Here is a 20,847-nt window from a genome sequence, read left to right as displayed (position 1 = left end):
ATAAGCGTTTATACTCAGTCAACATTTTGTCTGGAGTAATGATTCAATGAATGCACAACCGCAGGAAACGCAGCCCAACGTCGATGCGCAGGAAATTGCTAAGTTTGAGGCCGTCGCGTCGCGCTGGTGGGATCTGGAGGGGGAATTCAAACCTCTGCACCGCATCAACCCGCTGCGTCTGGGCTTTATCGCGCAGCACAGCAACGGCTTGTTCGGCAAGAAAGTGCTGGACGTCGGCTGCGGCGGTGGCATCCTGGCGGAGAGCATGGCGCGCAAAGGGGCGCAGGTCACCGGACTCGATATGGGCGCTGAACCGCTGCAGGTGGCGCGCCTGCACGCCGAGGAGAACGGCGTGACGCTCGACTACGTGCAGCAGACGGTGGAAGATCACGCCGAGGCGTTCGCCGGTCAGTATGACGTGGTGACCTGTATGGAGATGCTGGAGCATGTGCCGGATCCGCGTTCCGTGGTGCACGCCTGCGCGCGCCTGGTGAAGCCGGGCGGCGAGGTGTTTTTCTCTACCATTAACCGCAACCCGAAGGCCTGGCTGATGGCGGTATTCGGCGCGGAGTACGTGCTGCGCATGGTGCCGCGCGGCACGCACGACGTGAAAAAGTTTATCCGCCCGTCCGAGCTGCTGGGCTGGGTTGATGAAACCGCGCTGCGCGAGCAGCACATTATTGGCCTGCACTACAACCCGCTGACCAACCAGTTCCGTCTGGGGCGCGGCGTCGATGTGAACTATATGGTGCATACCCGCCAGGTTAAAAAGTAACGTGCTGGCGCGCCGTCAACGTGCGCGCCTGCAATCTCTCCCGCACCATCTTTTTCTCTCTCTGCCGCTGCGCCGCTAGACGGTTGTCGGGAAAAAACACAGCGATGTGCGAAAAATCAGCGGTCGATCAAAATCTGGAATTTTTTACTGTGGCAGTTGACACGCCATTGAGCCTTATAAGTCGCGGGGTTAAGAAATTCGCCAAAAATTACAAGCCCCATAGCCATCATTTTTCCGTCTTGTTATCTGGCGGCAGGTCACTAGAATAACCTCCATATTGTTACTGAATCTCTCCCAACCCCCAACATATAGTGTTTATCCACAGAATTATTCACATTGAATAACCCTGTGAATAAACAGGGGACTCTTTTTCACTTACGGATGGTATAACGCGACATGAATCAAAGTCTGCTCGTCACTAAACGCGATGGCCGCCAGGAACGCATTGATCTCGATAAAATTCACCGGGTACTCGACTGGGCCGCTGAAGGGCTGAATAACGTCTCGGTTTCCCAGGTCGAACTGCGCTCCCATATCCAGTTTTATGATGGCATCAGAACCTCTGATATTCATGAAACCATCATCAAGGCCGCAGCAGACCTGATCTCGCGCGATGCGCCGGACTATCAATACCTCGCGGCCCGCCTGGCGATCTTCCACCTGCGTAAAAAAGCCTACGGCCAGTTCGAGCCGCCGAAGCTCTACGATCAGGTGGTGCGCATGGTAGAGATGGGCAAATATGACCATCACCTGCTGGAAGACTACAGCGTTGAAGAGTTCGAGCAGATGGACGGCTTTATCGACCACTGGCGCGATATGAACTTCTCCTACGCGGCGGTGAAGCAGCTGGAAGGCAAGTACCTGGCGCAGAACCGCGTTACCGGCGATATCTACGAGAGCGCGCAGTTCCTCTATATTCTGGTCGCCGCCTGCCTCTTCTCCGGCTATCCGCGCGATACGCGCATGGACTACATCAAGCGCTTCTACGACGCGATTTCTACCTTTAAGATTTCGCTGCCGACGCCGATCATGTCCGGCGTGCGCACCCCGACGCGCCAGTTCAGCTCCTGCGTGCTGATCGAGTGCGGCGACAGCCTCGACTCCATCAACGCCACCTCCAGCGCCATCGTGAAGTATGTGTCGCAGCGCGCCGGTATCGGCATCAACGCCGGCCGCATTCGCGCGCTGGGCAGCCCGATTCGCGGCGGCGAAGCGTTCCACACCGGCTGTATCCCGTTCTATAAGCATTTCCAGACCGCGGTGAAATCCTGCTCGCAGGGCGGCGTGCGCGGCGGTGCGGCGACGCTGTTCTATCCGATGTGGCATCTGGAAGTGGAAAGCCTGCTGGTGCTGAAGAACAACCGCGGCGTCGAAGGCAACCGCGTGCGTCACATGGACTACGGCGTGCAGATCAACAAGCTAATGTACACCCGTCTGCTGAAGGGCGAAGAGATCACTCTGTTCAGCCCGTCCGACGTGCCTGGCCTCTACGACGCCTTCTTTGCCGATCAGGAAGAGTTCGAGCGTCTGTACACCAAATATGAGCAGGACGACAGCATCCGCAAACAGCGCGTGAAAGCGGTCGATCTCTTCTCGCTGATGATGCAGGAGCGCGCCTCGACCGGCCGTATCTACATTCAGAACGTCGACCACTGCAACACCCACAGCCCGTTCGACGCCAGCATCGCGCCGGTGCGCCAGTCCAACCTCTGCCTGGAGATTGCGCTGCCGACCAAACCGCTGGAAGACGTCAACGACGAGAACGGCGAAATCGCCCTCTGTACGCTGTCGGCGTTCAACCTCGGCGCCATTGAGAGCCTGGACGATCTGGAAGAGCTGGCGACCCTGGCGGTGCGGGCGCTCGACGCCCTGCTCGACTATCAGGACTACCCGATTCCGGCGGCAAAACGCGGCGCGATGGGCCGTCGCACCCTGGGCATCGGCGTGATTAACTTCGCCTACTATCTGGCGAAGAACGGCGTGCGCTACTCCGACGGCAGCGCCAACAACCTGACGCACAGAACCTTCGAAGCGATCCAGTACTACCTGCTGAAAGCCTCCAATGAGCTGGCGAAAGAGCAAGGCGCCTGCCCGTGGTTCAACGAAACCACCTACTCGCAGGGCATTATGCCGATCGATACCTATAAAAAGGATCTCGACACCATCTGCAACGAGCCGCTGCACCTGGACTGGGACGGCCTGCGCGAGTCGATCAAGACGCACGGTCTGCGCAACTCTACGCTCTCTGCGCTGATGCCATCTGAGACCTCGTCGCAGATCTCTAACGCCACCAACGGCATCGAGCCGCCGCGCGGCCATATCAGCATCAAAGCCTCGAAAGACGGCATTCTGCGTCAGGTGGTGCCGGAGTATGAGCGTCTGAAGGATCAGTACGAGCTGCTGTGGGAAATGCCGTCCAACGACGGTTATCTGCAGCTGGTCGGCGTGATGCAGAAGTTTATCGATCAGGCGATCTCCTCTAACACCAACTACGATCCGTCGCGCTTCGCCAACGGCAAGGTGCCGATGAAGCAGCTGCTGAAAGATCTGCTGACCGCGTACAAGTTCGGCGTGAAGACGCTCTACTATCAAAACACCCGCGACGGTGCGGAAGATGCGCAGGACGATCTGGCGCCTTCTATTCAGGATGACGGTTGCGAAAGCGGCGCTTGTAAGATTTAAGGTTGGGCGGGAGCGCGTCTCCCGCCTGCGTCATTTCACGGGGCCGCGCTGCGCCCCGTCTACATTTGGACAGTTTCATGGCTTACACAACGTTCTCACAGAATAAAAACGATCAGCTGAAAGAGCCGATGTTCTTTGGTCAGTCCGTCAACGTGGCGCGCTTCGACCAGCAGAAGTATGACATTTTTGAAAAGCTGATCGAGAAGCAGCTCTCTTTCTTCTGGCGTCCGGAAGAGGTGGACGTATCGCGCGACCGCATCGACTATCAGGCGCTGCCAGAGCATGAGAAGCACATTTTTATCAGCAACCTGAAGTATCAGACGCTGCTCGACTCGATTCAGGGCCGCAGCCCGAACGTCGCGCTGCTGCCGCTGATCTCTATTCCCGAGCTGGAAACCTGGGTCGAGACCTGGGCCTTCTCCGAGACCATCCACTCGCGCTCTTACACCCATATCATTCGTAATATTGTTAACGATCCGTCGCTGGTGTTCGACGATATCGTGACCAACGAGCAGATCCTCGCGCGCGCGCAGGATATCTCGAAGTACTACGACGATCTGATCGAGATGACCAACTACTGGCATCTGCTGGGCGAAGGCACCCATCAGGTTAACGGCAAAAGCGTCACCGTTAGCGTGCGCGCGCTGAAAAAGCAGCTCTATATCTGCCTGATGAGCGTTAACGCGCTGGAGGCGATCCGCTTCTACGTCAGCTTTGCCTGCTCTTTCGCCTTCGCCGAGCGCGAGCTGATGGAGGGCAACGCCAAGATTATCCGCCTGATTGCGCGCGATGAAGCGCTGCACCTGACCGGCACCCAGCATATGCTGAACCTGATGCGCACCGGCGAAGACGATCCAGAGATGAAAGAGATCGCCGCCGAGTGTCGCGAAGAGTGTTTCGACCTGTTCAAGAAGGCGGCCGAGCAGGAGAAAGAGTGGGCGGAGTATCTGTTCAGCGGCGGTTCGATGATCGGCCTGAACAAAGATATTCTCTGCCAGTACATCGAGTACATCACCAATATCCGCATGCAGGCGGTGGGCCTCGATCTGCCGTTCCAGACGCGCTCTAACCCGATTCCGTGGATCAACTCCTGGCTGGTGTCGGACAACGTGCAGGTGGCGCCGCAGGAAGTAGAAGTCAGCTCTTATCTGGTGGGTCAGATCGACTCGGAAGTGGGCGAAGACGACTTCAACGACTTCCAGCTGTAAGTATGAGCCGTGCCGTTGTTATCCTGCGCAGCTCCGGCCAGCGGCTGGAGTGCGCAGAGCATCACCCTAACCTGCTGACGACGCTGGAAGCGCACAATTTGTGCGTGGAGTTTCAGTGCCGCGAAGGCTACTGCGGTTCATGCCGCACGCGGCTGCTGAAGGGCGAAGTGCACTATGCCGAAACGCCACTGGCGTTTGTGCAGCAGGGCGAGATTCTGCCCTGCTGCTGTCTGGCAAAGGGCGAGATTGAAATCGAGCTATAACAAGTTTTGTTGCCTGCGATAACCGTGCCAGCGCGGGTGTCATGGCCCGATCGCAAAGACGCAAAAAGCGGCATCCCTGCCAGCTCGGCCCGCCCAGATACGCACCTCATCCCTGAGGTGCGCCCGTCACCGGGCCAACGCGCTGCGTTGTTCAAAAACGCTCCCGGCGTTTTTGTCCCTGGGGCGGGACGCTTTGCTCCTCGGGCCATGACACCCGCGCCTGAGCTTTTTTGCGGTCTGTTAGCGGTGACAGTGCCCCTTTACAGCTTCACCGACTCCAGCACGTCAATCCAGCCGTGGCCGGTGCTGACCTCGCTGCCGTGCAGCCAGCGGCGCAGCATATTCATCGCCATCATCGCCACCACCTTCTGCCGCGTCTCCAGATTATGGCGACCGTGGGTAAACTTCACCCGCTGACCCCAGCTCGCTTCCGGCGTATGCAGCGCCAGCGAAACTTCGCCCTCTTCCAGCGATCCGGTCGACAGCGCCAGCACCGTGCCCTGCTGCGCCGCCAGCGCGCGCGTGCGCTGCACCTGTTCCTCCAGATCTTCGCTGTACGCCGGAAGGATCTCTGCCGCGCTCATCGGCACCTCCGCCGCCGCCAGCTGCCAGTGCAGCAAACCAGCGGTGTACTGCTCGCTCAGCGCCAGACGGAAGCCGCGCAGCTCCAGCTCGCGCGCCAGCAGCGCCGGCAGCCCTTCGGTGCCTTCGAAAATGGTGCACTCCGCCAGCAGCAGACGCACCTGCTGCCACACCTGCTCCATCGCCACGCGCTGGCTGGCCGGACCGGTCAGCTTAATTTCGATAATCGGCATCGACGAGCGATAGCCCATCACCACGCCTTCCGGCAGTGCCAGCGGCTCCAGCTCGGCGGCGATATCGCTCTCGCCGCGACCAAAGGTGGTCAGGCGCAAGCAGAGCGGCGGCTCTGGCAGCTCGAACTGCTGCTTCAGGCGCGGCAGGATCTGCTGCTCTACCATCACCTTAAATTCCGACGGCACGCCAGGCGTGAAAAAGATCCAGCAGCGATTCAGCCGCAGCGCAAAGCCGCAGGCGGTGCCAACCGGGTTGTCGAGCATCTCGGCATTGGCGGGGATCTCCGCCTGCTTGCGGTTGCTCGCCGCCATCACGCGCCCGCGACTGGCGAACCACGCCTCGATGTTATCCAGCCACGCCTGATGCAGCACCAGCTCGACGCCGCTCGCCTGCGCCGCCGCCAGCGCGCTGAGATCGTCGCTGGTTGGGCCGAGCCCGCCGTTAACGATCAGCACGTCAGCCACCTGACTGCGCGCCTGTAGCGTCTCCACCAGCGACGTCAGCGAATCACCCACCGTGCTGCGGCTGCTCATCGGCAGACCATGCTGAAACAGCACATCCGCCAGCCAGGCGGCGTTGGTATCGACGATTTGGCCGTGCAGCACCTCATCTCCTGTAGACAACATCTCGACTCTTATCACGTGTTCATCTCCTTTTGTCCGTCGATCTACTGTAGGAAGCGCGCTGCGTAAACTCAACACAATCCTGCGCTTTTCGCATTAAGGGAGAGAAGGCCTTACGGGGGTGGGAAAAAAGAGGGAAAAAACAAACGGCGGGAGAGCCCCGCCGTTTTCAGCGACGCGCCTTAGCGGCGCGCCAGCAGCAGACCGAGCACCAGACCGGCAGCAGCGCCGATACCGATACCCTGCCAGGGTTTCTCATGCACGTAATCGTCGGCGCGATAGGCGACGTTTTTCGCGCGGTAGTAGTAGCTGTCAGAGGCCTGGCTAACGCGGGATTTCACGTCTTCCAGCGCCTGCTCCGCTTTGGTTTTCAGCTCGATGTACTTCTGATCGGTCGGATCGCCCGATGACTTCAACACCTCTTCCAGGGTCTCCGTCAGCAGCGCCAAATCATCATCCAGATTGGTGTCGAAAGCTTCTGTCTCTTTAACCATCATTTCCTCCGTGTCATTTACAAAGCAGTCTCTTAACTATAGCGGCTAAATCGCCGTTTGCAGGGCGGTTCCACCAGGATTGTGCTGAGTTTCCCCTGGCGCGACCCGATGCGAAAGTCGCGAGGCGTCTTGATTAATCTGATAAATTTAAGGCGGACTGAATTTTTCACTTACCGGACTGTCGTACCCTGCTGTTATCTGCGCTTTTGGGTCGCCTATGCGCAGAGCAGGACAGTCACAACACACTCGAACGCTAAGGACTAATTTCTGGCATGAATCGAAGAATGTTTATGAAAGCGTCAATGGCCTTCTCCGCCGTCAGCGGCATGACAGGCCTGTCCACGCTGTTTGCGCAATCCGCCTGGGCAGAAGATGGCATTGCAGACGGTGCCGCCGTGCGCTTCGATTTCGAGGTGCTGAAAAAGAAAGCCGCCGCGCTGGCGAAACAGCCGTGGGGCGGCGCGCCGGGTGCGCTGCCAGAGACGCTGGCAACGCTGACGCCACAGGCGTACAACGAAATTCAGTACGACGCCGGTCACTCGCTGTGGAACAACATCCCGGATCGCCAGCTTGACGTGCAGTTCTTCCACGTCGGCATGGGCTTTAAGCGCCGCATCCGCATGTTCTCCGTCGACGCCGACAGCCGCGAGGCGCGTGAGATCCACTTCCGTCCGGAGCTGTTCAACTATAACAACGCGAAGGTCGATACCCAGCAGCTGGTGGGCAAAACCGATCTCGGCTTCGCCGGCTTTCGCGCCTTTAAAAAACCGGAGCTGGCGCGCCGCGATATCGTCTCCTTTCTCGGCGCCAGCTACTTCCGCGCCGTGGATGACACCTATCAGTACGGTCTCTCCGCACGCGGCGTGGCGGTCAACACCTTCAGCAACGGCAGCGAAGAGTTTCCTGACTTCACCGCCTTCTGGTTTGAAACGCCGAAAGCGGACGACACCACCTTTATCGCCTACGCCCTGCTGGATGGCGCCAGCATCACCGGCGCCTACAAGTTCACCATTCACTGCGAGGCGAACCGCGTGGTGATGGAGGTGGAGAACCACCTCTATGCGCGCAAAGCGATTCGCCAGCTCGGCATCGCGCCAATGACCAGCATGTTCAGCTGCGGCACCAACGAGCGCCGCATGTGCAACACCTATCATCCGCAGATCCACGACTCCGATCGGCTGGCGATGTGGAGCGGCAGCGGCGAGTGGATCGCGCGCCCGCTCAACAACCCGCAGAAGCTGCAGTTCAACGCCTATCAGGATGAGAACCCACGCGGCTTCGGTCTGCTGCAGCTTAACCATGATTTCAAAGATTATCAGGACGTGATCGGCTGGTATGACAAACGTCCCAGCCTGTGGGTCGAGCCAGTGGGCAAATGGGGCAAAGGCGCCATTAACCTGATGGAGATCCCGACCACCGGCGAGACGCTGGATAATATCGTCTGCTTCTGGCAGCCGGCCGAGCCGATCAAGGCGGGCAGCGAGTTCAGCTTCGCCTATAAGCTCTACTGGAGCGGTCTGCCGCCGGTGCGCAGCGGTCTGGCGCGCGTCGACGCCACCCGCACCGGTATTGGCGGTTTCCCGGAGGGCTGGGCGCCGGGCGAGCATTTCCCGGATACATGGTGCCGTCGTTTCGCCATCGATTTCGTCGGTGGCGATCTGAAAGCGGCCGCGCCGAAGGGCATCGAACCAGTGATCACCCTCTCCTCTGGCACCTTTAAGCAGGTGGAGATCCTCTACGTCGAGCCGATGAACGGCTATCGCATCCTGTTCGACTGGTATCCAGACAGCGACGCCACCACGCCGGTGGAGATGCGTCTGTTCCTGCGCACCAAAGATGAAACCCTGAGCGAAACCTGGCTCTATCAGTATTTCCCGCCGCCGCCGGATCAGCGCAAATATGTTGATGACCGCCAGATGACGGTGGGCTAAAAGAGAAACGGCGAGTTTTTTAGCTCGCCGTTTTACTATTTGCGCATATCAATATGCGGAATATTGTCTTCCAGATAGATCTCGCCGACCGCCTGAAAACCGAGGCGGCCATAAAAATCCTGCAGGTGCGCCTGCGCCGACAGATAAATCCCGCGTCCCGGCCAGTGCTGCTCGCAGCTGCGCAGCGCCTGCTCCATTAGCCGGTTGCCAAGATTCGCGCCCCGCGCGCTGGCAGAGACGATCACGCGTCCAATCGCCACCGGCGCGCTCGCGTCCGCTGGCGTCAGAATACGCGCGTAGGCCACCAGCTCGTCGCCGCGCATCCCCAGAATATGGCGGTTATCCGCCACCAGATCCTGACCGTCCACGTCCAGATAGGGACAGTTCTGCTCAACGATAAACACGTCGCAGCGCAGCGCCAGCAGCGCATAAAGCTGCGGCACGCTCAGCTCGCTGTGATGTTTGTCCTGCCAACTGATATCCATAGGCTCTCCTGAAGGCAAAAAAAATCAGGCCCGTGGGCCTGATTTCACAAGGGTCAATCGAGTTTACATCAGCGGCTGCGCCATCTGCACCAGCGTAATCAGCGGCTGCGGATAGACGCCGAGCAGCAGCACCAGAATCGCGGAGATCAGCACCACCACGCCGCCAGCGGTAAACGCCCAGTTGGCAGGCGTGTCGCGCGTATGCAGCTCCGGCGGGCTGAGATAGAGGCTCACGGTCACGCGCAGATAGTAGTAAAGACCGATGGCACTGCCGACAACCACGGCGGCCGTCAGCCACCACAGCTGTGCGTTAACGCCTGACGCGATAACGTAGAACTTGCCGATAAAACCAAGCGTCATCGGAATGCCGGCCAGCGACAGCATCATCACCGTCATCACCGCCGACAGCACCGGACGGTGCCAGAACAGGCCGCGATAGGAGTAGAGCGAATCGGCGTCCGGGCCGCGATACGGGCTGGACATCAGGCTGACCACGCCAAACGCGCCGAGGCTGCTGAACAGGTAGCCCGCCAGGTAAACGCCTGCGGTCTCCAGCGACAGCTCATGGGTTTTCACCGCAATCAGCGCCACCAGCAGATAACCGAGATGGGCAATCGAGGAGTAGCCCAGCAGACGCTTGATGTTGCTCTGCGAAATTGCCATCAGGTTGCCGAACAGAATCGACACGAAGGCGATCAGCCCCAGCACGGTGCGCACCGCCTCGCTGTCGGTCAGTGGCGCGTACATAAACAGACGCATGATCACGCCGAAAATGGCGATCTTGCTGGCGGTGGCGAGGAAGGTCGACACCGGCGCAGGCGCGCCCTGATAGACGTCCGGCGTCCAGAGATGGAACGGCACCAGCGACAGCTTAAAGCCAAGACCGATAATCATCATGCCCAGACCCACCAGCAAAAGCGGCTGCTGGATCATGGTGTCGTTCAGGCTCTCGCCCAGCTTCACAAAGCTCAGGCTGCCGGAATCGGCATAGATCAGCGCGATGCCGAACAGCAGGAACGACGAGGCGGCCGCCGACAGAATGGTATATTTCAGCGCCGCTTCCAGCGAGCGTTTCTGGCGGAAGGCGTAGCCGATCATGCCGAACAGCGGCAGCGACAGCAGCTCGACGCCGATAAACAGCGACGCCAGATGATTGGCGCTCGCCAGCACGATGCCGCCCAGCGTGGCGATCAGCACCAGCAGGTAGAACTCATCCTTGTTGTCCGGAAAACCAGCCAGCCAGGGATAGGCAAAGGTACAGGTTGCCAGACTCGCGAGGATCACCAGCGCGGTATAGAACACCGCGTAAGGGTCGACCCGCAGCAGCGGCGTCACGTCCATCGCGCCCGCCTGCGCCACAAACCAGAGCGAAACCAGCGCCAGGTTCAAACCGATGACCGTCAGCGTGGCGTTAACAAAGTGGTTGCGTCGCCAGGCAATGGACAGCATCACAACCACCACCGTCAATCCGACGATCAACAGCGGCAGCAACGCGATCAATTGTTGAAAAGTTATTGTCATGGCGAATTACGGCCTTGTAGTTGAAATTGAAGCGGTAAACCACTGCTGAATATTGCTCATCGCGGCATGGGAGGTATCCAGAATCGGCTGCGGGTAAACCCCCAGCAGCACCAGCAGGACCACCAGCACCATGATCATCGTGAACTCACGCGGCGACATGCCCGGCAGCGGATCTTTCGATTTCGCTTCGCCGTAATAGGCGCGCTGCATCATGATCAGCGAGTAAACCGAGGCGAACACCAGCCCAAAGGTGGCGATGACGATAATCACCGGCACCACCTGGAAACTGCCCGTCAGGATCATAAACTCGCCCGCGAAGTTGCCGGTGCCCGGCATCCCGAGGTTGGCTACCGCGAAAAAGAGCGACAGGCCAGGGATCCACTTAATGCGCGACCAGAGGCCGCCCATCTGACGCATATCACGCGTGTGCAGACGCTCATAGAGCTGGCCGCACAGAATAAACAGCGCCGCGGCGGAGAGGCCGTGGGCGATCATCTGCACCACCGCACCCTGGAACGCGAGCTGGCTGCCGGTGTAGATGGCAATCAGCACGAAGCCCATGTGCGAAATCGAGGTGTAGGCAATCAGGCGCTTGATGTCGGTCTGCGAGAAGGCCATCCACGCGCCGTAGAAGATACCGATAATGCCCAGCCACATGGCGATCGGCGCAAACTCTGCTGAGGCATTCGGAAACAGCGGCAGGCTGAAGCGCAGCAGGCCGTAGGCCGCGGTTTTCAGCAGGATGCCCGCCAGATCCACCGAGCCAGCGGTTGGGGCCTGGCTGTGCGCGTCAGGCAGCCAGCCGTGCAGCGGCACCACCGGCATTTTGACCGCGAAGGCGATAAAGAAGCCGAGCATCAGCAGATATTCCACCGTATGCGACATCGGCGTTTTCAGCAGCTGTTCGTAGTTGAACGTCCAGACGCCGGTAGCGTTGTAGTGCACAAACACCAGCGCCAGAATCGCAATCAGCATCACCAGCCCCGAGGACTGGGTATAGATGAAGAACTTGGTGGCGGCGGTGATACGAGTTTTACCGTCAGACGCCTTATGACCCCAGAGCGCGATGAGGAAGTACATCGGCACCAGCATCATTTCCCAGAAGAAGAAGAACAGGAACATGTCGATGGCGAGGAAGACGCCGATCACGCCGCCGAGGATCCACATCAGGTTAAGGTGGAAAAAGCCCTGATACTTCTCGATCTCGTTCCAGGAGCAGAGCACCGCCATCAGGCCGAGCAGGCCGGTCAGCACCACCATCAGCAGCGACAGGCCGTCCAGCGCCAGATGGAAACTGATGCCGAAGCGCGGGATCCAGGCCGCAGAGAACTCCGACTGCCACTGCGGCATACCCGCCGCCTGCGTCAGGGTATAGCCGCCCTGCAGCCAGAGCTGCAGCGAAAGCGCCAGCGTCAGGCCCATAGTGATCAGGGCTATCCAGCGCGGCGTTTTTGCGCCGAGACGCTCAGCCAGCCAGCAAAGTAAGCCGCCGACGAATGGAATGATTATTAGCCAAGGTAATAGCACTGGGTTTTCCCTTTTTTCTGCCTTTGTTCGGGCTATCTTGCGTGCCGCCTTGCAGCGGACTGCGCCGATAACACCCTCATATCAGGCAATTTTTAACATTCTTGACCAGGGGCGACTGCCGAGCCGCCCCGCTCATCAACCTTAAACCACCAGCATCAGCGCCAGCACTACCACAGCGCCAATGCTCATCGAGGCGACATACCAGCGCAGATAGCCGTTTTCGCTGACCACCAGGCCTTTATTGGCGATACGCGACACCAGTGCAGGCAGGTTCATCACGCCATTCAGCGGATCGCGCTGCAGCAGCCAGGCAATGCCGAGATAGGGTTTGACGAATACCTTGTCATACAGCCAGTCGAAGCCCCAGGCGGCGAACCACCAGGTGCCGAAGAAACGGCCCGGCGCGCTGTTGGCGACGCGGCTGACCAGCTGACGTTTGCCCAGCCAGAGTGCGGCGGCGATCAGGATGCCGACCACGGCGACCACGCCAGAGGCGATCTCCAGTCCGACCTTGCCTGCTTCGCCCGTTTCGCTGTGCGGCAACACGCCCGCCAGCGGCGGCGTAATCAGCGCGCCGACGAAGGTCGACAGCACCAGCAGCACAATCAGCGGCAGATGATGAGTAATGCCTTTGCCCGCGTGGGCGTGGATCTTCTCTTCGCCGTGGAACACGATGAAGATCATGCGGAAGGTATAGATGGATGTCAGGAAGGCGCCCACCAGACCCGCCGCCATCAGATTGATGTGGCCGTTCGCCAGCGCGCCGAACAGGATCTCATCTTTACTGTAGAAGCCTGCGGTAATCAGCGGCAGCGCAGCCAGCGCGGCGCCGCCCACCAGGAAGCAGGCGTAGACCAGCGGAATGCTTTTCCGCAGGCCACCCATCTTAAAGATGTTCTGCTCATGGTGGCAGGCGAGGATCACCGAACCCGATGAGAGGAACAGCAGCGCTTTAAAGAAGGCGTGGGTCATCAGGTGGAAAATCGCCGCATCCCACGCCTGCACGCCGAGCGCCAGGAACATGTAGCCGATCTGGCTCATGGTCGAATAGGCCAGCACGCGCTTGATATCGGTCTGCACCAGCGCGGCGAAGCCCGCCAGCACCAGGGTAATAGCGCCGACGATGCCCACCAGATGCAGCACGTCCGGGGTCAGCAGGAACAGGCCGTGGCTGCGGGCGATCAGGTAGACGCCCGCCGTCACCATGGTTGCCGCGTGGATCAGCGCCGACACCGGGGTCGGGCCCGCCATCGCGTCCGCCAGCCAGGTCTGCAGCGGCAGCTGCGCCGATTTACCGACCGCGCCGCCCAGCAGCATCAGCGTCGCCCACTGCAGCATATGGTTGTCCGCCGCAAAGTGCTGCGGCGCCAGTTCCATCATCTCGCGGAAGTTAAGCGTGCCCAGCTCGTTGTAGAGGATAAACAGCGCAAAGGCGAGGAAGACGTCGCCGACGCGGGTGATGATAAAGGCCTTCATCGCCGCTTTGCCGTTTTCCGGATTGCTGTAGTAGAAGCCGATCAGCAGATAGGAGCAGAGCCCAACCCCTTCCCAGCCGAGATACATCAGCATCAGGTTGTCGGCCAGCACCAGCACCACCATGCTCGCGATGAACAGGTTGGTGTAGGCGAAGAAGCGCGAGTAGCCCTCTTCGCCGCGCATATACCAGGAGGCAAACATATGGATCAGGAAGCCGACGCCGGTCACCACCGACAGCATGGTCAGCGACAGGCCGTCCAGCGTCAGGTTGACTTTGATGTCGAAGTTGCCGACCTGCATCCAGGTCCAGAGCGCCTGGGTAAAGGGCTGCTGGCCGTTGGCGAAAAAGTCGATGCCGACATAGAGCGTCACCAGCGCCGCCAGGCCCACCGAGCCCATGCCGATCGCGGCCGACAGGTTCTCCGACCAGCGACCACGGGAAAACGCCAACAGCAGAAAGCCGATTAGCGGAAAAAGGATTGTTAAGTAGAGAAGATTCATCCGCGCATCTCGCTCACAGTATCAATGTTCAGCGTCTGACGACGACGATAGAGCTGGAGCAGCAGCGCCAGGCCGATGCTGGCTTCCGCCGCCGCCAGGCTGATCGCCAGGATATACATCACCTGTCCGTCCGCCTGGCCCCAGTAGCTGCCCGCGACGACCAGCGCCAGCGCGGCCGCGTTAATCATAATTTCCAGGCCGATCAGCATAAACAGCAGGTTGCGGCGCAGCACCAGTGATGTCAGTCCAAGGACAAACAGCACGGCGGCCAGAATTAAGCCGTGTTGTAACGGGATCATGCGTGCTCCTCCTTATTGGCGTCACGATTGCTCAGCACTTCGCCCTGACGCTCTTCGCGTCCGACGTGGAACGCCACCACCAGGCCCGCCAGCAGCAGCATCGAGGCGAGTTCTACTGCCAGCACGTACGGCCCGAACAGGCTAATGCCGACCGCTTTGGCGTCGATCACCGTGCCGTCGATGCCCTGATCGTTGGCGGTCATAATGGCGTAGACCATCACCACCAGCAGCAGCAGCGACACGATGCCCGGCCCAATCCACAGCGACGGCTGCAGCCAGTCGCGCTCCTGCTTCACGGTGGCGTTGCCCAGGTTAAGCATCATCACCACGAAGACGAACAGCACCATAATGGCGCCGGCGTAGACGATGATCTCCAGCGCGCCGGCGAAGTAGGCGCCGAGCGAGAAAAAGACGCCCGCGACAGAGAGCAGCGACACGATCAGATACAGCAGCGCATGCACCGGATTGGTGTGGGTGATCACGCGCAGCGTCGTCAGCACCGCCACCAGTCCGCAAAGATAAAACGCAATTTCCATGCCGGGCTCCTTAAGGCAACAAGCCTTTGACGTCGATAGGTTTGGCTTCGTTTTCCGCGTCGCCCTTCTCTTTCCCTTCGATCGCCATGCCTGCCATGCGGTAGAAGTTGTACTCGGGGTATTTGCCCGGGCCGGAGATCAGCAGATCCTCTTTCTCATACACCAGATCCTGGCGCTTAAATTCGCCCAGTTCGAAATCGGGCGTCAGCTGGATCGCCGTGGTCGGACACGCCTCTTCGCACATCCCGCAGAAAATGCAGCGCGAGAAGTTGATGCGGAAGAACTCCGGATACCAGCGGCCATCTTTGGTTTCCGCTTTCTGCAGCGAGATACAGCTGACCGGGCAGGCGACCGCGCAGAGGTTACAGGCGACGCAGCGCTCTTCGCCGTCCGGATCGCGCGTCAGCACGATACGGCCGCGATAGCGCGGCGGCAGATAGACTGGCTCTTCCGGATACATCTGGGTTTCGCGCTTGGCGAAGGCGTGCATGCCGATCATCCAGATACTGCGCACTGTCGTGCCGAAGCCAACGACAATATCTTTTAAAGTCATCTCAAAAACCCCTTACTGCGCGTTGTACAGAATCACTGCGGCGGTCGCCAGCAGGTTCAACAGCGTCAACGGCAGACAGACCTTCCAGCCGAACGACAGCACCTGGTCATAGCGTGGACGCGGGAGCGCAGCACGAATCAGGATAAACATCACCATAAAGAACGCCGTTTTCAGGGCGAACCAGATGAACGGCGGCAGGAACGGACCCTGCCAGCCGCCGAAGAACAGCGTCACGATCAGCGCCGACACGGTGGTGATCGCCACATATTCGCCGACGAAGAACAGGCCGAACTTCATGCCGGCGTATTCGATGTGGTAGCCGTCCGCCAGCTCCTGCTCCGCTTCCGGCTGGTCGAAGGGATGACGGTGACACACCGCCACGCCTGCGATGCAGAAGGTGAGGAAGCCGAAGAACTGCGGGATGATGTTCCACAGATGCGCCTGGCTCTCGACGATAGCGGTCATGTTAAATGACCCCGCCTGCGCCACCACGCCCATCAGCGACAGACCGAGAAACACCTCGTAGCTCAGCGTCTGCGCAGAGGCGCGCATCGCGCCCAGCAGCGAGTATTTGTTGTTGCTCGACCAGCCGGCGAACAGCACCGCATAGACCGCCAGGCCCGCCATCATCAGGAAGAATAACAGCCCGATATTCAGGTCGGTCACCATCCAGCTCGGCGACACCGGCACGATGGCGAACGCCAGCAGCAGAGAGACGAACGCGATCACCGGCGCCAGAGTAAAGATAAAGCGGTCGGTAAAGGGCGGTACCCAGTCCTCTTTAAAGAACATCTTGATCATATCTGCCGCCAGCTGCAGCGAACCGCCCCAGCCCACGCGGTTCGGGCCGTAGCGGTTCTGCCACAGGCCGAGCAGGCGACGTTCGGCGAAACTCATAAAGGCGCCGCACGCCACCACCACCAGCAGAATGACGATCGCCTTCACCACGGTCAGAATGATGTCGATAACGTCCGGTGTTAACCAGCTCATTGCGCCGCCTCCTGCAGTTTGTCAATGTGCGCGCCCGCCAGGAACGGCGGCACGCCCGGCATGCCCAGCGGCAGGCCGATCTGTCCCGGCTGCAGCGCGCTGGAGAAGCGCACTGGCAGACGCAGGGTCTCGCCTGAACAGCTGAACTCCACCGCCGCGCCTTCGTTGACGCCCAGCTTCGCCGCGTCCTGCTGGCTGATCACCAGCATCGGCTGCGGCATGCGCTTCTGGAACACTGGCGAACGCTGAGTCATCTCTTCACTGCCGAACAGCTGGTAGTACGGCGCGACGCGCCACTGCTCGCCGCCGACAAAGGCAGTCGGCACATGGGTAAACCACGGCAGCGAGGCGTCGCCCGCGTCAAACAGACGCACGCCCGGATCGCCGTTGCGCAGCTTGCCGCCCACTTCAGCCTGGAATTTGTTCCACGCCTGCGGTGAGTTCCAGCCCGGCGCCCAGGCGAACGGGATCTGCGAACGCGGCGCGCTCGGCTGGTTGTTGCCTTCCATCGAGAAGGCGAACATGGTGTCTTTATCCTGCGGCTGACGCGGCTCGTGCACGCTGATATTGGCGCGCGCGGCGGTACGGCCGCTGGAGCGGATGGGCGAACGCGCCAGTTTCTGGCCGCGAATGCGGAAGCTGGCGTCCGGCGCCGCCTCTTTGATGCCTCTCAGCTGCGGCAGCTTCGCCACCACGGCGTCGATAACGTGATCGAGCTGCGTCCAGTCGATATGACGGCTTTCCAGCGCGCTGTGCAGCGAGTGCAGCCAGCGCCAGCTCTCCAGCATCACGATGCTGTGGTCGTAGTAGGCGGGATCGTAAACCTGGAAGAAGCGCTGCGCGCGGCCTTCGTGGTTGATCGAGGTGCCGTCGCTTTCGGCGAAGCTGGCAGTGGAGAGCACCAGTCCCGCTTTCTCCAGCGTGGCGGTGCGCTGATGATCGACCACAATCACGTTGGCGGCGTTCGCCAGCGCGGCGTCAACCTGCGCTTTCGGCGCGTGGCGGTAGAGATCGTTCTCCAGCACCACCACCGTGTCTGCCTCGCCGTTGCGCAGCTGTTCCAGTGCGCTGTCGAGCGTGTTGCCGCCCATTAGCCCCAGACCCATGCTGTTCGCCGCGCCGGCCAGCAGCGTAATGCCGACGTCGGCGCCGCGCGCCTTCAGCGCTTTGGCGACGTTGGCCGCTGCTTCAATCATCGCCGTGCTGCCCGAATGGGTGCCGGAGATAATCAGCGGTTTTTTCGCGCCGGCCAGCGCCTGCACGACGACATCCAGCTTGCCGTTCAGGCTGCGGTCGAAGTCGCTGACCGCAGGTGCGCTTTCATCCAGCGCGCTGGCGATAGCGAAGCCGAGACGCGCCTGATCTTCTACCGGCGCGCGATAGCTCCACGCGGCGATATCATCGAGACGAGTTTCGTCGACGTTGGTGACGAACAGCGGATGTTTGGCGTGCTGACCGATATTCATAATGGCGGCGATCTGCCAGTCGGCGACTTTCTGCGCCGCAGCCATGTCGCGCGCCTTGCCTTTGACCGCCTGGCGCACAGAGAGCGCCACGCGTGCGCCGACCTGGGTCAGATCCTCGCCCAGCACCAGCACCGCGTCGTAGCTTTCCATTTCGCGCAGCGACGGCGTGTAGATACCGCTTTCGCGCAGCACTTTAAGCATCAGCTCCAGACGCGCCTGCTCGCCCGCTGGCATGCCGGTGGAGAAGTTGTCTGCGCCGACCAGCTCGCGCAGCGCGAAGTTGCTCTCGACGCTGGCGCGCGGCGAGCCGATGCCGATGACGCGCTTCGCCTGGCGCAGCGTGTCGGCGGCGGCGTTGACCGCCTGCTCCGCATTAAGCTGCACCCAGTCGTTGCCGCGCAGCTGCATCGGATGACGCGGGCGATCGGCGCGGTTGACGTAGCCGTAGCCGAAACGGCCGCGATCGCACAGGAAGTAGTGGTTCACCGTGCCGTTGTAGCGGTTTTCGATGCGGCGCAGCTCGCCGTAGCGCTCACCGGGGCTGGTGTTGCAGCCGACGCTGCACTGCTGGCAGATGCTCGGCGCGAACTGCATGTCCCATTTACGGTTGTAGCGCTCGGAGTGGGTTTTGTCGGTAAAGACGCCGGTGGGGCAGATCTCCACCAGGTTGCCGGAGAATTCGCTCTCCAGCGTGCCCTCTTCCGGACGGCCGAAGTAGACGTTGTCGTGGGCACCGTAGACGCCCAGATCTTTGCCATCGGCGTAATCTTTGTAGTAGCGCACGCAGCGATAGCAGGCGATGCAGCGGTTCATCTCATGGGAGATAAACGGGCCGAGGTCCTGATTCTGGTGGGTACGCTTGGTAAAGCGGTAGCGGCGGAAGCTGTGGCCGGTCATCACCGTCATATCCTGCAGGTGACAGTTGCCGCCCTCTTCGCACACCGGGCAGTCGTGCGGGTGGTTGGTCATCAGCCACTCCACCACGCTTTCGCGAAACTCTTTCGCTTCGCCGTCGTCGATAGAGATAAAGGTGCCGTCGGAGGCCGGCGTCATGCAGGACATGACGAGACGGCCGCGGGTATCTTCGGCATTCTGGAATTGCTTCACCGCGCACTGGCGGCAAGCCCCAACGCTTCCCAGCGCTGGATGCCAGCAAAAATAAGGAATATCAAGGCCCAGAGAGAGACACGCCTGCAGCAGGTTGTCCGCTCCGTTCACATCATATTCTTTACCGTCTACATGGATTGTAGCCATAGTGAACATGCTTCCGTAAGGCTCGTCGAGGACGAGCGTTAATCATATTCTTGCCCCGGGGATCCGGGGCAGCGGCGCAGGGCCGTTTCCGTATGCTGCGGCGAATTACCAGCGCGCTTTCAGCAGGTTGGGCTGAATACCGCTGATTGCGCGGGTATTGCCGAAGACCTGCGGCGCCATGCCGGCTTCAAACTCTTCACGGAAATATTTAATCGCGCTCTGCAGCGGCTCAACCGCGCCAGGCGCATGGGCGCAGAAGGTCTTGCCCGGACCGAGCTGGCGGCAAAGCTGCAGCAGGGTTTCGATATCGCCCGGCTGTCCTTTGCCCTGCTCCAGCGCGCGCAGGATCTTCACGCTCCACGGCAGGCCGTCACGGCATGGCGTACACCAGCCGCAGGATTCGCGCGCGAAGAACTCTTCCAGGTTGCGCACCAGCGACACCATGTTGATCTCATGGTCGACCGCCATCGCCAGCGCGGTGCCGAGACGGCTGCCCGCCTTGCCGATGCTGGCGAACTCCATCGGCAGATCGAGGTGCTGTTCGGTAAGGAAGTCGGTGCCCGCGCCACCCGGCTGCCAGGCTTTAAAGCGCAGACCGTCGCGCATGCCGCCGGCGTAATCTTCCAGAATCTCGCGCGCGGTAATGCCGAACGGCAGTTCCCACACGCCGGGATTTTTCACGCGGCCGGAGAAGCCCATCATCTTGGTGCCGGCGTCTTCGCTTTTCGACAGGCCTTTGTACCACTCGACGCCGTTGGCGAGGATCGCCGGGACGTTAGAGAGCGTTTCCACGTTGTTAACGCAGGTCGGCTTGCCCCAGGCGCCGGCGCTCGCCGGGAAAGGCGGCTTAGAGCGCGGGTTGGCGCGACGCCCTTCCAGCGAGTTAATCAGCGCCGTCTCTTCGCCGCAGATATAGCGGCCCGCGCCGGTGTGCACGATCAGCTCGAAGTCGAAGCCGGTGCCGAGAATATTTTTACCGAGGAAGCCCGCTTCGGTCGCTTCCGCGATGGCACGACGCAGGTTCACCGCCGCTTCGATATACTCGCCGCGCAGGAAGATGTAGCCGCGATAGGCCTTCAGGGCGAAGGCGCTGATCAGCATACCTTCCACCAGCTGATGCGGCATCTGCTCCATCAGCAGGCGGTCTTTATAGGTGCCCGGCTCCATCTCATCGGCGTTGCACAGCAGGTAGCGGATGTTCATGGATTCGTCTTTCGGCATCAGGCTCCACTTCAGACCTGTGGAGAAGCCCGCGCCGCCGCGCCCTTTCAGGCCGGAATCTTTTACCGCCGCGACGATTTCGTCCGGCGCCATGCCGTTGAGCGCCTTTTCCGCGCCGGCATAGCCGTTTTTACTGCGGTACTCTTCGAACCACACCGGCTGCTGGTCGTCGCGCATGCGCCAGGTCAGCGGATGCGTTTCCGCAGTACGAATGATCTGCTTGATG

Annotated in this window: 17 protein-coding genes; 5 read left to right on the top strand and 12 right to left on the bottom strand. The window is 60.4% G+C overall.

Annotated features, from left to right (window positions below):
• Positions 1–46: 46 nt before the first annotated feature.
• The 4 genes from ubiG to yfaE all read left to right on the top strand — a co-directional run bounded on the left by ubiG (position 47) and on the right by yfaE (position 4,928).
• The gene (ubiG, locus tag MC269_RS05750) at positions 47–775 is read left to right on the top strand and encodes a bifunctional 2-polyprenyl-6-hydroxyphenol methylase/3-demethylubiquinol 3-O-methyltransferase UbiG (protein ID WP_239954384.1); all 729 of its coding nucleotides are present in this window, start codon (positions 47–49) and stop codon (positions 773–775) included.
• A 396-nt stretch (positions 776–1,171) separates the two neighbouring features.
• Complete coding sequence (gene nrdA / locus MC269_RS05745; RefSeq protein WP_239954382.1) at positions 1,172–3,457, top strand: class 1a ribonucleoside-diphosphate reductase subunit alpha; 2,286 nt, start codon at positions 1,172–1,174, stop codon at positions 3,455–3,457.
• Between the two features lie 77 nt (positions 3,458–3,534).
• Positions 3,535–4,665, top strand: a complete 1,131-nt coding sequence (nrdB, locus tag MC269_RS05740; RefSeq protein WP_081140403.1) for a class Ia ribonucleoside-diphosphate reductase subunit beta — start codon at positions 3,535–3,537, stop codon at positions 4,663–4,665.
• A gap of 2 nt (positions 4,666–4,667) precedes the next feature.
• Entirely contained in the window at positions 4,668–4,928 is a 261-nt protein-coding gene (yfaE, locus tag MC269_RS05735; protein WP_081140402.1) for a class I ribonucleotide reductase maintenance protein YfaE, read from the top strand.
• 260 nt (positions 4,929–5,188) lie between these two features.
• Here the strand turns inward: yfaE and MC269_RS05730 are convergent, their stop codons facing one another.
• Entirely contained in the window at positions 5,189–6,385 is a 1,197-nt protein-coding gene (locus MC269_RS05730; protein WP_239954379.1) for a nicotinamide mononucleotide deamidase-related protein YfaY, read from the bottom strand.
• Between the two features lie 164 nt (positions 6,386–6,549).
• The gene (elaB, locus tag MC269_RS05725; protein WP_033750444.1) at positions 6,550–6,861 is read right to left on the bottom strand and encodes a stress response protein ElaB; all 312 of its coding nucleotides are present in this window, start codon (positions 6,859–6,861) and stop codon (positions 6,550–6,552) included.
• A gap of 272 nt (positions 6,862–7,133) precedes the next feature.
• Here elaB and MC269_RS05720 point away from each other — a divergent pair, with 272 nt between their 5' ends.
• A complete protein-coding gene (locus MC269_RS05720; RefSeq protein WP_239954377.1) occupies positions 7,134–8,792 on the top strand; it encodes a glucan biosynthesis protein D in 1,659 nt (552 codons plus the stop codon).
• Positions 8,793–8,827: 35 nt separating this feature from the next.
• Here the strand turns inward: MC269_RS05720 and MC269_RS05715 are convergent, their stop codons facing one another.
• From MC269_RS05715 to nuoF, 10 genes are all read right to left on the bottom strand, one after another.
• Positions 8,828–9,277, bottom strand: coding sequence for a GNAT family N-acetyltransferase (locus tag MC269_RS05715; RefSeq protein WP_239954376.1), 450 nt, complete (start codon positions 9,275–9,277; stop codon positions 8,828–8,830).
• A gap of 63 nt (positions 9,278–9,340) precedes the next feature.
• Complete coding sequence (gene nuoN / locus MC269_RS05710) at positions 9,341–10,798, bottom strand: NADH-quinone oxidoreductase subunit NuoN (RefSeq protein ID WP_081140398.1); 1,458 nt, start codon at positions 10,796–10,798, stop codon at positions 9,341–9,343.
• 6 nt (positions 10,799–10,804) lie between these two features.
• Positions 10,805–12,325, bottom strand: a complete 1,521-nt coding sequence (gene nuoM / locus MC269_RS05705) for an NADH-quinone oxidoreductase subunit M (RefSeq protein WP_081140397.1) — start codon at positions 12,323–12,325, stop codon at positions 10,805–10,807.
• Between the two features lie 141 nt (positions 12,326–12,466).
• On the bottom strand, positions 12,467–14,302 hold the full coding sequence (nuoL, locus tag MC269_RS05700) for an NADH-quinone oxidoreductase subunit L (RefSeq protein ID WP_081140396.1): 1,836 nt from the start codon (positions 14,300–14,302) through the stop codon (positions 12,467–12,469).
• Positions 14,299–14,601, bottom strand: a complete 303-nt coding sequence (nuoK, locus tag MC269_RS05695) for an NADH-quinone oxidoreductase subunit NuoK (RefSeq protein ID WP_013509877.1) — start codon at positions 14,599–14,601, stop codon at positions 14,299–14,301. The genes nuoL and nuoK overlap by 4 nt, the downstream gene beginning before the upstream one ends.
• Positions 14,598–15,137: an NADH-quinone oxidoreductase subunit J gene (gene nuoJ, locus MC269_RS05690; protein ID WP_081140395.1), complete on the bottom strand. Its 540-nt coding sequence runs from the start codon at positions 15,135–15,137 to the stop codon at positions 14,598–14,600. The genes nuoK and nuoJ overlap by 4 nt, the downstream gene beginning before the upstream one ends.
• Before the next feature lie 10 nt (positions 15,138–15,147).
• Positions 15,148–15,690, bottom strand: a complete 543-nt coding sequence (nuoI, locus tag MC269_RS05685; RefSeq protein ID WP_033750468.1) for an NADH-quinone oxidoreductase subunit NuoI — start codon at positions 15,688–15,690, stop codon at positions 15,148–15,150.
• 12 nt (positions 15,691–15,702) lie between these two features.
• Positions 15,703–16,680, bottom strand: a complete 978-nt coding sequence (nuoH, locus tag MC269_RS05680) for an NADH-quinone oxidoreductase subunit NuoH (RefSeq protein ID WP_033750471.1) — start codon at positions 16,678–16,680, stop codon at positions 15,703–15,705.
• Positions 16,677–19,400: an NADH-quinone oxidoreductase subunit NuoG gene (gene nuoG, locus MC269_RS05675; RefSeq protein WP_239954375.1), complete on the bottom strand. Its 2,724-nt coding sequence runs from the start codon at positions 19,398–19,400 to the stop codon at positions 16,677–16,679. The genes nuoH and nuoG overlap by 4 nt, the downstream gene beginning before the upstream one ends.
• 105 nt (positions 19,401–19,505) lie before the next feature.
• The gene (gene nuoF / locus MC269_RS05670) at positions 19,506–20,846 is read right to left on the bottom strand and encodes an NADH-quinone oxidoreductase subunit NuoF (protein ID WP_239955074.1); all 1,341 of its coding nucleotides are present in this window, start codon (positions 20,844–20,846) and stop codon (positions 19,506–19,508) included.
• Position 20,847 lies beyond the last annotated feature (1 nt).

Origin of the sequence: Pantoea sp. Z09, from assembly GCF_022394795.1 — a bacterium.
Taxonomy (GTDB): Bacteria; Pseudomonadota; Gammaproteobacteria; order Enterobacterales; family Enterobacteriaceae; genus Pantoea; species Pantoea latae.
This window is presented reverse-complemented; position numbering and strand designations above follow the sequence as displayed.

Bases quoted from the DNA above. Each gene is read 5' to 3' on its own strand.
- nuoK (WP_013509877.1), bottom strand. From the start codon at position 14,601: ATGATCCCGTTACAACACGGCTTAATTCTGGCCGCCGTGCTGTTTGTC.
- nrdA (WP_239954382.1), top strand. From the start codon at position 1,172: ATGAATCAAAGTCTGCTCGTCACTAAACGCGATGGCCGCCAGGAACGC.
- nuoL (WP_081140396.1), bottom strand. From the start codon at position 14,302: ATGAATCTTCTCTACTTAACAATCCTTTTTCCGCTAATCGGCTTTCTG.
- nuoJ (WP_081140395.1), bottom strand. From the start codon at position 15,137: ATGGAAATTGCGTTTTATCTTTGCGGACTGGTGGCGGTGCTGACGACG.
- nuoH (WP_033750471.1), bottom strand. From the start codon at position 16,680: ATGAGCTGGTTAACACCGGACGTTATCGACATCATTCTGACCGTGGTG.
- nrdB (WP_081140403.1), top strand. From the start codon at position 3,535: ATGGCTTACACAACGTTCTCACAGAATAAAAACGATCAGCTGAAAGAG.
- MC269_RS05715 (WP_239954376.1), bottom strand. From the start codon at position 9,277: ATGGATATCAGTTGGCAGGACAAACATCACAGCGAGCTGAGCGTGCCG.
- MC269_RS05720 (WP_239954377.1), top strand. From the start codon at position 7,134: ATGAATCGAAGAATGTTTATGAAAGCGTCAATGGCCTTCTCCGCCGTC.
- yfaE (WP_081140402.1), top strand. From the start codon at position 4,668: ATGAGCCGTGCCGTTGTTATCCTGCGCAGCTCCGGCCAGCGGCTGGAG.
- elaB (WP_033750444.1), bottom strand. From the start codon at position 6,861: ATGGTTAAAGAGACAGAAGCTTTCGACACCAATCTGGATGATGATTTG.
- nuoI (WP_033750468.1), bottom strand. From the start codon at position 15,690: ATGACTTTAAAAGATATTGTCGTTGGCTTCGGCACGACAGTGCGCAGT.
- ubiG (WP_239954384.1), top strand. From the start codon at position 47: ATGAATGCACAACCGCAGGAAACGCAGCCCAACGTCGATGCGCAGGAA.
- nuoN (WP_081140398.1), bottom strand. From the start codon at position 10,798: ATGACAATAACTTTTCAACAATTGATCGCGTTGCTGCCGCTGTTGATC.
- nuoG (WP_239954375.1), bottom strand. From the start codon at position 19,400: ATGGCTACAATCCATGTAGACGGTAAAGAATATGATGTGAACGGAGCG.